General features: G+C 53.5%; 9 protein-coding genes. 7 read left to right on the forward strand and 2 right to left on the reverse strand.

Translation table 11 applies throughout. The features are described 5' to 3' along the window. The first annotated feature begins 605 nt into the window (after positions 1-605). The 4 genes from F3J17_RS23675 (at position 606) to F3J17_RS23690 (ending at position 4,881) form a co-directional block, all read left to right on the forward strand. A complete protein-coding gene (locus tag F3J17_RS23675) occupies positions 606-1,448 on the forward strand; it encodes an SDR family oxidoreductase (RefSeq protein ID WP_240161130.1) in 843 nt (280 codons plus the stop codon). A gap of 51 nt (positions 1,449-1,499) precedes the next feature. Next, the gene (locus F3J17_RS23680; RefSeq protein ID WP_167064572.1) at positions 1,500-2,012 is read left to right on the forward strand and encodes a nuclear transport factor 2 family protein; all 513 of its coding nucleotides are present in this window, start codon (positions 1,500-1,502) and stop codon (positions 2,010-2,012) included. A 21-nt stretch (positions 2,013-2,033) separates the two neighbouring features. Then, positions 2,034-2,897, forward strand: coding sequence for a polysaccharide deacetylase family protein (locus F3J17_RS23685; protein ID WP_205194925.1), 864 nt, complete (start codon positions 2,034-2,036; stop codon positions 2,895-2,897). 394 nt (positions 2,898-3,291) lie between these two features. Further along, positions 3,292-4,881: a carbohydrate porin gene (locus F3J17_RS23690; RefSeq protein WP_167064575.1), complete on the forward strand. Its 1,590-nt coding sequence runs from the start codon at positions 3,292-3,294 to the stop codon at positions 4,879-4,881. Positions 4,882-6,022: 1,141 nt separating this feature from the next. Here the strand turns inward: F3J17_RS23690 and F3J17_RS23700 are convergent. Continuing rightward, positions 6,023-6,709, reverse strand: a complete 687-nt coding sequence (locus tag F3J17_RS23700; RefSeq protein WP_167064583.1) for a TetR family transcriptional regulator — start codon at positions 6,707-6,709, stop codon at positions 6,023-6,025. Positions 6,710-7,779: 1,070 nt separating this feature from the next. After that, complete coding sequence (locus F3J17_RS23705; protein ID WP_167064586.1) at positions 7,780-8,091, reverse strand: EthD family reductase; 312 nt, start codon at positions 8,089-8,091, stop codon at positions 7,780-7,782. A gap of 367 nt (positions 8,092-8,458) precedes the next feature. On the opposite strand from F3J17_RS23705, the gene F3J17_RS23710 reads away from it, so the two are divergent. The 3 genes from F3J17_RS23710 (at position 8,459) to F3J17_RS23720 (ending at position 13,397) form a co-directional block, all read left to right on the forward strand. Further along, positions 8,459-9,913, forward strand: coding sequence for an MFS transporter (locus F3J17_RS23710; protein WP_167064588.1), 1,455 nt, complete (start codon positions 8,459-8,461; stop codon positions 9,911-9,913). 919 nt (positions 9,914-10,832) lie between these two features. Then, positions 10,833-11,765 (forward strand): NADP-dependent oxidoreductase, encoded by a 933-nt coding sequence (locus tag F3J17_RS23715; RefSeq protein WP_167064591.1) that lies wholly within the window; start codon positions 10,833-10,835, stop codon positions 11,763-11,765. Between the two features lie 810 nt (positions 11,766-12,575). Beyond that, on the forward strand, positions 12,576-13,397 hold the full coding sequence (locus F3J17_RS23720; protein WP_167064594.1) for a tyrosine-protein phosphatase: 822 nt from the start codon (positions 12,576-12,578) through the stop codon (positions 13,395-13,397). The last annotated feature ends 489 nt before the right edge of the window (positions 13,398-13,886 follow it).

Here is a 13,886-nt window from a genome sequence, read left to right on the forward strand (position 1 = left end):
ACGCGCTTGTACATACATTCTCTCTGGCTCGCATTCGCCATGTTGAGTGCTCGTCGGCGATAAAGCCCGTAACGCGGGCCTCATACTCAGCCAGCCGGCCCCTCGTGCGCCAATACATCACGCCGTATGCAGCATAAGGTGGGCGAACCACCGGGAGCCCGACACGTGGGCATCAATCGACTGCGATAACCGTGATGCAACGCGTCGCGCCCCGCTGGAGACTCCCGTCAGCCGAACCGCTGTCTCCGATACACAACGACACGCATACATCGCTTACATGCGCTGCTTTAGTGACGAGTTCAATCAATGTTCGGACGAGACGATATGACAATTCGCCCGAAAAAAGGCCCCTCAGATCCCGGAAAGAATGAGTAGCCCCCAATTGACAAAGCTAGACACCCCTGCCACGATGCGCCTCAAGGCCATTGTGACATTCACTGCCATCATGGCAAACAGAGCCAAACAGTAATCTGCAAGTCAGAATTTCTGTCGCGCGTAGCTAGAGGCAAACGCGCTGAGTTGAAACCACCTGGAGCCTTTAAGTTTCACTTCGAGAACTAGGTTTAGAGATTAAATTCCCACCAAAACGAAAGAGTGAAAACAATATGACTATCGATAGTAGTTCGAAACCTCGGCGGGTCGCACTGATTACCGGCTGCGGCCTTCGCGACGGCATTGGAGCCGCAACCGCCCGCACTCTGGCTCGAGCGGGAATCGCGGTGGTGGTAACCGACCTTACGAGAAGCGGCGTAGTGCCCTCGACTGACGAAAAACTCGTCGCGCAACTTAAAGCCGAGCATGGTTCTTGGCGCGGGATAGATAGCCTTGTCGAGGAAATTTCCGATTTTGGTGGCGAGGCACTTGCCTTGACGGGCGACGTCAGTTCCGAAGCCGACGCTCAACGCATGGTAGCCGACGCATACGAGCAGTTTGGCAGTGTGGATATCCTGGTTAACAACGCAGCCGCCTCACAAACATTCCTCGACATCGAAGATTTCACCCTTGAGCAATGGGAGCGCATTTTCGCAGTCAACGTCCGGGGGGCATTCCTGATGTCCCGAGCCGCCGTGAAGTACATGCGCCAACGCGCTTGGGGGCGAATTGTGAACATCACGTCAGTATCAGCCGATGAAGGACATGCCGGTTTTGCAGCGTTCACAGCCGCAAAATCTGCACTAACCGGTTTCACTCGTGCACTGGCCGCTGACGTCGGCCCGCAGGGCATCACGGTAATGGCAGTTGCACCCGGTTTGATGATGACCTCTCGCGGCAAGCTAGCCACACGTCGAATGTATCAAGACGACCTGGATGCGGGCGCTCGCCGCATTGCCGTACGCCGATACGGCGAACCCGAGGATATCGCTGCGGTTATCAGATTCATCGCGAGCGAAGACAGTAGTTATGTCAGCGGAGAGATCTTCCGCGTCAGCGGCGGTGGTGGACTTTAAGCGCCTCATTTGATGATGCGGGGGCTTAGTGCCCCCTAAAGAGAGACCACGATGACTCTTACACTCGACGATCAACGGGAGATCGAGCAACTGCTCGTCCGATACACGTGGTGGATAGACGGATACGCAACAGACAAAGATTTCTATGCGATCTTCACAGATGACGCGGTATTAATCAGTCCATTCTCGGGAACGTTCTCTGGCAAGCGCGGCCTCGATGCGTTCGTTGAATATCGCTCCAGAACCCCTTCCTGGGGGCCTCGGCGTACTGAGCAATTGCGCCACATCATTAGTAATGTCCTCGTCGAAGGCGACGGCCGTGTCGCGACAGTGCGCGCTTTTCTTCTTGATTTCAAGACCAACCTAGGCGGGGAGAGCGGAAATTCGGCATTGCTGTGCGTGGGACACTATCACTGCGAGGCAGTTCGAGTAGGTAACGTCTGGAAACTGAGACGGCGACTACTAGTGGTCGACAACGTAACTGGGGGCCCACACGACAATAGCGCCCGGAGTTTTGAAGAAGTCACAGCAGTACAGCTCAAACAAGCTGCTGCGAGCGCTTAAGCGCCCCGACGGAGTTCTGAGATGAAATCGGAAAATAAAATCGAACGAATAATTCCTACAGCTGACCTGAAATGGCCGGGGGATCGGAACGTCGCCGTCACCTTCAGCGTTGCTTATGAGGCGTGGTCTGAAGGGAAATCATCTGGCGTGGGCCCTATGGGTAACCCTTTGCCCGGCGGCGTCTTCGACAACAACGCGGATAGCTATGGGAGGTATGGTGCCAATGCCGGGATCAAGCGCTTATCTCGCATTCTCGAAGACACGGGGGTGTCCGCCAATATACTTACCTCCGGAGTCCTCGCTGCCAAGGATCCCGAGCAAGTGAGTACGCTCGCCGCAGCGGGCCATGAAATCGTAGGTCACGGCTTTGCGCAGGACCTCATTCCTCCCCTGCTCTCCCCTGCCGATGACGAGGAATCAATCGCAAAGTCCACTAGAGCAATTACCAACGCGATTGGCCGCCAACCGAGAGGTTGGATAAGTCCTCGCGCGACCTCTGGAGACGAGACGCGCCGGCGACTGGTCCAGCATGGCTATCGATGGCACTTTGACGCGCTAGATGCGGATCTCCCCTATATCCAACGATTCCCTGAAGGCGATCTTCTCGCTATCCCTCTGTCGGTGGAATTCAACGATTTGCCACACGCGATGCGATTCGGAAGAACCCCGCAACAATTTGTCGATATGTTCCACCAAGCATTGCCACACCTATTGGCAGCCAAAGCCGACGTCGTTGTCGTTGATGTAATGGTTCACGCCCATTGCTACGGCCGACCTGCGTCCGCTTGGGCACTTCGAGAGATCGCTGCATCGTGCGTCGATCGATCGGACATATGGGTCGCGACACGTGGAAAGATTGCCGACCACATTTTCAACAATAGCTAAACAGAGCTCGCGGTGGCCAACCTGTTCAGCTACCGCGCACGTCCAACACATTACATTTTGACTCCAAAATGTAACTTGAATACCAATTCACTTTCGCCAATTGAGCGCCGTGTGATTGAGTCTCCCTTGTGAATCACAAGTTAGGTCTCCAATCCCTAAAGAGTACTGTGATCTTGTTTTCCCACTTACTAGGTGACGGTTCCTGAACAACGACTACGACCACGCTGTGACCACTCACCTGCAGAACATACGGAGGTGCCCCACTATAAATTACACTCAAGCCACCTTACCGGCTTGCGCCGACTACACAGTGCGTGGCGATAGCATGCTTATGCGTCCAACTTCGAACAGTTGAAAAAAGGCGCTAAAACTAAACAAAATTACGGAGACAAGTGTGAACGAGAATATCATGGTGAACCGCCGTGTTCGGCCTCCAGCACGATACGCAAAGCTAGGAAAATTTTCTTTCATTTCCTTAGCAATCCTATCATGTTGGACGGCGTTTAACGGAACTGTTGCCATCGCCGATGAGGTGGATGCACAATTTGACGGCGGTCGAACACCGGCGTCAAACCTCCCTACGGCGGCGCCGACTCAGCCGATTCAGAGTTGCTCCGCTGAGTCAGCGGCAGAAATCAATTCGAAATATGGATACAAGGGGTGGGCTATGTCTCCGCCCAGCTTCGCAGATTCCTTCACTGGAGACTACGATTGCTGGCGCACGAATCTGGCAAAGTACGGTATTGGCCTGATTGATAACATCACCACGTACGGTGAATACAATCTCCTATCGCACTACGAGCCTTCACACAGCCAACAGCAGTACTTCGGACAGCGGCCGTCAGGAAATTTCATTAACTCCTTAATGCTAACGTATGATTTGAGTCGATTCGGACTTCCCGACGGGCAGCTCGGGTTCGTGGGTACCGGCGCAACCAACACTTGGGCGCCAGACTATACGGCGAAGCAGCTGCAAATGACTGAATTCAAAGTCTATGGTACTGCTTTAAACAAGACAATTGAGTACGAGTTCGGGTACTTACAGAATAATCTGCGTTTCCAGGGGACCGTTGTCGGAGGTAACGTTGCTAACCCACTTGGGTTGGGAAGCGCATCCGGCGCACTTGTAGGTCAGTCCGCATCTGCAGGTGTTCCTAGCATTAATGTTAAATGGAATATTGATCGTAACTGGTACGATCGCTTTGCCGTTCAGCGTTCACTCCCGGGAACTGTATCGACGGCGGGTGCCAGCGGAAATATGATTGCCGTTGAGATATTGAGTAATCCATCAGGCTTTAACCCGCTTAACTCCTCTCCGGTAGTAGATGGCGTTCGATACCACTCACCGCGTGCTTTGTTCATCAACGAAATCGGATACCAACATCAAGCGGGTGCGGGCGACCCTTCGTCATGGGTCCGACTGACGGGATACTACAATACGACGACGTACGCGGACTTGTCTTCGACATCAGGTGGTACGGTTAATAACAACTACGCTGTATCTCTCTATGCCGATCGACAAATTTGGCAATCTGAGCCTAGTTCGGCGGCGACGGCATATAAGGGCATCTATATTGGCGGAACTCTAACGCACAACAACCCGAGAGCTTCCTCAATCGCCTCAACCGTCGAGGCACGCATTTACTCGTTCGGGCTGTTCAATCGCCCGGAAGATCAAATTGCGCTCAGCTGGCAATTGCAGCTCCCAAGTTCATACATGGTTGATCAGTTTAATGCTTCATCATCCTGCAAGTCACAGGATCTCTGTATGCATAGACAGGTTAACTCGCTTCTTCTTTCTTACACGGCACACATTAGAAAGGGGCTGTGGTTTTCGGCCGGTCTGCAATATACCGATAATCCAAGCCTCGTCTATAGCCCGTTATTGGTGAACGGACCGACGGATTCTGCTCCAGCTTCACTGCAGCCATGGAACATCCATAGCGCACTGAGCGGCCTTGTCGCGGTCTATGCAAACTTCTGATGGTCGATAAATGACCACGTTCGCACACGAGGAATTAGCGTGACATACTCAAAGACAATTGTCCGCGGGCTCGGTTTCCCAGAAGCGCCGCGCTGGCATGACGGACGCCTCTGGTACATCGACATACCGCGGCACGAGCTTCGAGCTGTCGATTTGGACGGACGTGACGAGCTAGTCGAGGCTTTTGAGCATCGGCCGGCTACGATTGGCTTTCTACCGGACGGCTCACCGCTCGTAGCGTTCGCCCAGACAAAGCAGATCGTCAATGCGAAGAGCAATTCAGTTTTCTGCGATCTCGGCCGTATAGAAAACAACGGCGTTCAATTCGCAAAATTCGGGGACATGGTGGTCGATGATAGCGGTCAGCTTTACATCGGCTGCTCAATGCCTCGGACTCAGGTAGGACAGTCTCCTTGGAACTACTCGGACATTATCGTGCAGGTCACGCACGGTGAAGCTCGCGTCGTCGAAACAGGATGTTCCGCACCGAATGGAATGTGCATTTTGCCCCGTACAAGGAAGCTAGTTCTGGCTGAATCCCTACTCCATCGGCTATCAGCGTGGACGATCGCCGCGGATGGAACCCTATCTAATCGCACTGTGTATTCTGAACTCGAGGATCACGTTCCGGACGGAATCTGTTCCGATTCCGAATCAGCTATTTGGGTAGCCGGATTACTTTCGCGTCAAACTGCACGGGTTTCGACTAGTGGGAAGATCATAAAGACGATTGATGCTACGGACGGCCGGATGCCTACCGCCACTGCGCTCGGAGGACCAGAAGGGCGGCATCTATTTGTTACAGCGTGCAAAACCGCAAGTGGTAGTCTGAACTCGTGGGATGACGTCCTTACGGCCGAAGGATTCGTCGAGGTTATCGAACTCGACAGTCCCCGACTTGATTCGCCATCGCCATAAGCAAAGCTTTGTTGCGGATGAATGCCGGGCGACCCGGCATTCGCTCTCGGGATTGACCTCCGAGAATCGAGACGTCGTGGAAGTCTCAGACGAGTGCTCAGCTCTATGAAGTCATGTGGTCCAGATCTAAAACTGAGCACGACGTGGGCTGGCCGCAGTCGCAAAAGCTGCAGTAGCTCCAAAATCGCGCCCCTGTCCCAAACGAAACCTGGTCGCTCTGAGACTAACGCGTAGTCCGACGCTGCTTAGTCGGCTTTCTCTTCTCACTGGTAGCCTTGCGGCCACCTATGGCACTACCTACCGCGTCGCGAACTTCATCAAATATGACTGATAAGTGTTGCTCATCGCCAGACTCGAATAGCTGCTCCCACTCCAATATTGCGGCATTTAGCATCGAGCTTGCCACCCGACTGAGCGTTGTAATCTCCAGATCCGTGTACGCGCCATTGCTGCGGCTACGCAACGCTGACTCAAGACGATCGATGTGGGAGGCCTCGCGACTCATCGCCGCGATTCTGATACTTGGCTCAGTTCGGATGAGTCGCCGCGCACGAAGAAGGTGCTCGCGAGACTCAGGATGATCCAATGCACCAACCGCTCTCTTGAGCATGTCGAGCATCGTGCCGAAGACGTCGTCGAGCTCGACGCGCTCCTGACTCCACTCTTCGACAATATTGACGTATTCCGAGTTTACAATAAAAGCCGAGAGCTCTTTGGTTTCAAAATAACGGAAGAAAGTGCGGGGCGAGATTCCCGCAGCTTCGGCGATATCTGCGACTGTCGTTTTCTCAACGCCTACCGTTTCAAACAAGTGAAGCGCCGCTTCCGTAATCTCAACGGCGGTAGCTAGTCTCCGGCGCTCACGCAAAGTAAAAGCTTTGTGTATGTCCGTTCCATTCTCTGTCGCCATGGCTATCCCTGACGGCAAGTACCGCCTCTTAAATATCGTGGACCCAGCACAGACCCAACGCACACCACAAGGAAGATGACCTGTCGTCGGCCTGAACGCGGATAGAGAATCCGCCTCGCCTCTCAAAATCACAGAACCTTTCAGTCTGTGCCACCATGGCACATTATAGCGTCTTCCGCCGACGAGACGACGCGCGCACCCGCGCCACCACCTGAGCTCGACAGCCTTTCCGCGCTACGCTAGGCAGACCCTATCCGATGCTCGAGGAGTTTGAAGAAGTCAACGTAGTATCGAGAACACATTCCCCGCTGAGGTAGATTGCATAGCCCGGGAGATTTCCGGCTACCGAACCCCTCGCACCATCACTAAGGATCAGACGGATGAGGCCGATTGTTTTGGTTCTGTGTGACTCGCAGGCAAGCAACTGGACGCTCGCACTTACGGTAAATGGCGCCAGGGAGACAATCCAGCCTAAAGCCAAGCGTGTGAATTAATCTCTGGTTTACTTACTCCTGCGAGCCACGTCAGTGATGGCCATCCATATTCCCAAGCCGTCTGCGCACTCGCGATCTCACCTGCGCACCCTCTGCTGTTGTCGAGCAAAAGATTAGCTCAAGCCAGGCACTCCAATTAGGTAATGTGACAGGGCTAACGTTGAACGCGCAGTCAAACTACAGAACATTTTAGTCACGAAAGGGGCGTCGTCCGGGGCAGGCTAAACTCGTTCACATGACTGGACGCCGAAGATTGTGGCCGCTACTAACTTATCGGAAGGCCATGCGACGTCGTGCTTTCATCCGTCTTGCGACCCGTCGCCTTGTAGGGTGAAAATTCTGCGCCAGCCCTCCGAGATTCTCCGTGTCAAATGACGAAGCCGCTGTGAGCAGGTATGGCATCGGTCAGCAACTGCATCATCAGACTTCAATAGCTATTTAAAAAACAAAGTGTTTGTTCCGCCGTTTTGTCTTTAGTTAAGGCCAGCCCCATCGCGATCGAGACCCGACGCGCATGTCGTTGCCTGGATACGCCCGCTCGGTGAGCCGTGATCGAGTCCGAACGTGCTGGTCCGCTCAGACGATGACAGAACCAACCACCACCCCGCCAAACCGCGTCCCTTCCGGGAAGTTTTCTCCATCGGCGACCAAAGCTAATCCTTGTTCAGATTCCATGGCCAAACGCCAAGCGTCTTCGGTTTCAAAATAGAGTTCGGTCATAAGACAGAATCGCGGCTCGTCGCCGTTGGAGCCCTTGCTAAAGAGAGTAACTTCACTTTTCACGAGCCCTGGAAGCTCGCGCGCAAGGGGCATGTGAACACGCCGGTAGTAGTCGATAAAGACGCTCTCCCGCTCGAATCTTTCAAAAAAAATTGTGAGTTTGAACATAGTGGGCTTCCCGTGCTCCGTGGATCACAAAGGCCCCAAGATATTCGTCGAGACCCTTCTTTGGCAGAGAGACATTCTGTTGGACTGAACCTACCCGTGTCAACACTTATTGCCATGATGGCACGGGATGCCAAAATGATATCTGGCTGCAGCTTATCAACGAATGAGAGTTGCCTGCGTCCGTCAAGCCTTCCCGATGTCACGAGTATTGAAATTGGTTACGTAGTGAAGCGAACGCGTAGGATCAAGGTCAGACGGATGAAGCAACGGACAGTCGTTCTATTTTTCCCTGGCCGTCTCTTCAGTCACCAAACGACTTCCGGACGCACGCATCATGCTTAGCATCGCAAACGCCAGGAGGAGACAAATGAGTTCCATTTCCGAAGAAAGCACGTTGAGCGACCGAAAGCGGTCCTTTTTTAGCCTTGCATTGGGATTATTTTTTATTATCATGCTAGGCGAATTGTCAGGCGCGTCCTACGTTCTGGTTGCAACCGCATTGCCAAAGATTGCCGCGCGATATCAAACGACCCAGATCGCGTGGGCATTCACGATTCTCTCAATCACGTCGGCGCTCATCATCGGACTTGTCGGAAAACTCGCCGATATGAAGGGCAAACGGATGGTTCTTCTCTGTCTAGTCACATCAGCGACGATCGGCTCGATCATCAGTGCGAATGCGCCGAACTACGCCACCTTCCTTGTTGGGCGAGCCCTACAAGGCACACTCTATCTGGTGCCTGCGATCGGATTCTCGCTAATCCGCGATGTTTTCCCGCGGAATCTCGTTGCCCTCGGAATTTCAATGGTGTTCACCGGCGCTGGTGTCGTGTACGTCGCAGGGCCTTTCGTTGCCGGATGGTTGATCAACAACTTCGGATTACTGTCGGTGTTCTGGTTTCTTTCAATTTACCAGGTGATCTGTATGGTGGGAATCGTTATCACGGTTCCGGAATCAACCATTCGCGTTCAAGGGAAATTGAATTGGGTCGCGTCTGCCCTGGTTGGGATTGGCAGCGCAATCCTCATCTACACCATCGGCGAAAGTTCCGAATGGGGCTGGACATCAACAAAGTTTGTCGGCGGCGTAATGACCGGCCTGCTTTGTTACGCTCTCTGGATAAAGCGTGATAGCAAGCATCCGCATCCTCTTATTGAGATTAAGCAACTTCGAACGCGCCGCATGTGGACCACCCTAGTTGTCACCTTCGTCGTTTTTTCAGCTACAAATGCGACCAATAGTATTTTGCCAGGAATGCTGCAAACGCCTCCAGGCATCGGTGCAGGCTTCGGCTTCGGCCTGAACGAGTATGGTGTTGCGCGCTTTATGGTTCCGATGGCAATTACACTTACTGCGGGCGGAATACTTGTCGGCGCGATGTCTAGATTCTGGGGCATCCGTGTACCCCTTATCATCGGCCTTCTTGCGGTTGCAACATCAACAATGGCACTGAGGACTTTGCCCGATGCGCCTGTAACTATCATGTCGATCATGGCCGTGTACGGACTCGGGGTTGGGATAACCACCGGATGTCTTCCTAACCTGATGATGCAGTCGGTTCCGCAAGAAATACAGGGAATCGCTGCTACCACTCAAGCAACCGTTATGGTCCTTGGAGCCGGAATACCTACTCAACTAATTTTTATGATCTTGGGACAACATACGATTGAACTCGCAACCGGTTACTACTTCGGTGCAGTCGGTTACAGACTAAGCTTCGAGGTGATTGCGGCAATCGCAGCTATTGCAGTTCCTTTCGTGATGTTTGTTGTTCCACACGGCCGACGCGTGGACGTGGCACGCGCCACTGCGGGAGTTTAAGCGGGCGCGTGTCCAACATCGCTCTACGGTCATTGAGAGCACGCGCCATGCTTTGGCGCCAGAATAGTCTGGAGCCTGAGAGAACAATATGCCGAAGCGATAATTCTATTTCAAACAGCTCGGCATATACCACATAAAATCGCTGCCAAAGACATTTCGAAAGTAATGGAAACATGGGTATCGAGGTATGGAGTTGGTCCGTTTTGATATTTTTCAAATCATTTCGAGGTCGACTTTAGAGGAGAAATGGCCTCTTACACGGTGAATTCGGCCAACGGAAAGTTTGGACGCTTCGCGCCCGAGTTGCAGAACTTTACTTTTAAAAAGGAGATTCCTGAGCTGCAAGAACTGCCTAGCACACGTCCGAATACGATGAGCCAAGCCGGTTTCCTGACGGATAACCCCGCATCCGTCAGGAGGCGACTAGAAGCACAGAGCTATCCGCTCTTCGCTCACGGCTAGACTGGTCGAGGTAATGAATTATTTTGGCATGCCGCGAGGGCAGAGCTGGGGCACTTCATAGAGGTGTTTCTTAATCGAGATATTCTGCCGATCTTTCACCAAACAGTCGCGGAGGCGGCCGTTATTCGAAAGGAGTTCCAACTAAATATCATGGCAGACCTCGGCGAAGCGAAGCACAAGTCATGAGTTGGTCGAAGCGCTCGAGATTGCTCATTTACCCGCCCCGAGACCTCGGAGCGACACTTATATTAGGGGCGCGAGTGTGGGTGACCGCTATCTCTTCCCTAACGACCGGAATCGCGCGCTCACACGTTCGCGCACTTGCTGATAACCATTCGAGGGATGACGTCGTGTCATACACGGCCAGCGCGCACTTCGCCATTTACGCGATTCGGTGACCTCAGACGCGCACTTATGCTTGCATCAAGGTTTTCTAACCCAAAAAGGCGGATAAATAATGAAAGCAGTCGGACTCCGTACCTTCGGTGGACCTGAAGTACTCGAAGTACTAGACCTTCCTCACCGTGAGCCTGGGTCCCAGGAAGTCGAAGTGCGGGTACTTGCAGCAACGGTAAATCCGGCCGATCGAAATGTTCGCACTGGCTTCTACGCCCCTCCTCCGAATCATCCTATATATGTGCCTGGTATGGAGGTTGCTGGAATCGTGAGTTGCATCGGTAGAGGTACCATGACCGACCTTGAAGTAGGCGATCGAGTGATGGCAATCGTCGTTCCTCACGGTACTCATGGTGGCTACGCCGAGAGCGTTGTGCTACCCGCGGCCTCAGTAGTCCGCTCGCCTCGCGGGGTTACGGACGCTGAAGCCGCGACAATACCGATGAACGCTCTTACGGCGAAACTCGCTCTCGACGCACTCGGGCTGTCCAAAAGCGATACAGTCGCCGTTACAGGCGCAGTTGGCGCTGTGGGCGGATTCGCTGTTCAGCTCGCGAAATCCGCGGGGCTACGCGTAATCGCGGATGCGAAGCCTGAAGACGAAAGACTCCTCCGGGAACTTGGGGCAGACGTAGTTGTGCCGCGCGGAGCCGGCTTCGCGACCGAAGTGGCGGCATTCTCGCTAAACGGAATCGACGGCGTGGTTGACGCGGGCGTCGTCGGACTCGAGCTTGCCGCCATCGTTCGTGAAGGTGGAACGGTTGCAACACTACGCGGCCTTGAAACGACCGTTGACCGAGACGTCCGATTTCTGCCGGTCATGAGTGGTCAGCACAGCCAAGATACCAAACTGCTAAATTTTCTTCGCAAGGCAGTAGAAGCTCAAGCGCTAAAGCCTAGAGTGTGCGCCTGTCTTACTGCGGAAGAAGCTGTCGAAGCACATCACCGGCTCGACGCCGGGGGGTTGCACGGAAGGATCGTCCTTACCTTCTAACGTCCACCGCAGGAACTAGTCGATAAAAATGACGCCATTGAAGATGGCGACTGTTGCGTTCCGACTGTCGTCCCGCCCTCGCCGTGCCTCACAAATTCCGGGCATGTCCGAAGACCTTGGGCTGCGCTAGGGACCTACACTCGCGACACCCATTGCCATATTTGATGGCGGACGCCCCAGACGACCGGCGCGGCGCGCACCCAGTCTGGAGGATTAGATTCTTCCGCGTGTAACTAAGCAATTGATCTCCGGTCGGCTGGGTGAGCACATTCTGGCGTGCAGGTTCATCGTTGGTCTGCCGCGGCCTATCCCAAGCACGGAACTAAGAGGCGGAACCACCGCAGACGCTCAACTGGACAATCTGCGTCTGCGTTTCGTATCTAAACTCGCAAGCGAAATTTGGGGCTGGGAGGCAGCTGTTCACCTGCCTGTGCGCTGGCACAACGCAGATGGCCGAGCTAGCCCGAACCTGTGTCAAAACAATTGTGCAAATCGTCCGACCACCTAGAAGCGGTTACTTTTGTGTCATTTTTATTAAATTAATGATGATTTTTTATAAATCTCATAGACCGACAAAATATTATGTTTTTCTAAAATCGGTCAACTCAACAAAGCTGTTTTCCGACAAAAATTAGGCGTTTCTCAATATACAGTGGAAAACGCCACGCCTGATAATCCCCGGATCTTTCAAGAACTCAATTGACTCCAGCAGGGTGGGAAATGTCTCGAAGCTTACAAGACCAGTCCAGTTGTTTCCGCGCAAGACGCGCTTTTCTTCGAAAATCGTCGGCGATCACTTTGGGCGTAGCGATGAGTCCCTGGCTCGCCGCATGTGGAGGCGGCTCTAACGGCGTGCAATATGACCTTGCACCGACACCTCGATTGGCCTCCATTCCGAATTTTCGCGATATAGCGGGCTCAAGCGATGCAACGGTATACAAGACACAGACTGGACAGAAACTTCGTCGGGGAGTCTTCTATCGATCAAATGCGCTAAGCAGTGCATCCGGCGCCGACCTCGCGACCCTGACTTCACTGCAAATCGGAACCATTTACGATCTTCGAACGACCAGCGAAGTTGCCGCCAGTCCCGATCGCATTCCGAGCGGCGCAACGGATGTGAACGTAAATATTTACGGTACGACAGCCCCCCCCAACGGTACATTTAATTCAGTGGCAGATACGATGGCTTTCGGGGTAACTTCGTATCAGCAGTTTGTTACAAGCGCAACAGAGCGTGCCAATCTGGGGCAATTGCTAACCAATATGGCGAATGGTCCGAGCGTACAACTCTTTCACTGTACAGCGGGAAAAGACCGCACCGGCTGGGTTTCTGCGGTACTGCAATCGCTTGTAGATCTTCCGACGGACGTCATCATGTCCGACTACCTACTCACCAACACGTACGACGCTGCCCTAATACAGGCTCAATACGAAGCTAACATTGCGGCTTACGGACAAGCCGAGGCAGATATTTTTTATCCAGGTTCTGTCGCTCAAGAGGAATGGTTGAGCGCAGCACTTAATCAGGCAAACACAAGCTACGGGTCCGTGACTGGCTACGTTACCGAAGGATTGGGCGTGGGAAGCGATCTGCAAAACAAGTTGAAGGGAAGACTTCTCGAGTCCTGAGAAAGGACACAACTTCCCCTGGTGACTCCGATCTGAGCTCCCAAAACCACGCGATTCTTCGCGAGCCCGCGAAAGTGTTCCGTTGAAACCGGCCCGGGCAGACTGCAACACAGGGGCACCGCGTCTGGCATGCGGCAATACTGAATCGTAGATCGCAATAGATCCGTCGCCGGCGACATCGAGCCACGATGTGGAAAAGGGGAGTTGGTGTGTCAGGTTGTTCCACGAGGAAGGCCACAATAGCGTCGCTTGGCCATAGTTCGGATTACGCGAGTCATTTCGCATCGCGGCAGGGTATGCGCCACCTGTTGCTTAGGTCGATCCACGCAAAAGCAGTTACGCGGGAAAACACCGCTCGATCTCAAACAACAGCTCGCGATACGGCTGCACCTTCCGTGGCCGTCCACGAAGGTCAGCCGACAAAGCTTACGACCCATTTCTGCCGTTGCATTCCGCACCAAGTGAGTGGCGGCTTTCTCAGGTCTAAGG

The sequence above is a fragment of the Burkholderia sp. Ax-1719 genome (assembly GCF_011753055.1).
Taxonomy (GTDB): domain Bacteria; phylum Pseudomonadota; class Gammaproteobacteria; order Burkholderiales; family Burkholderiaceae; genus Paraburkholderia.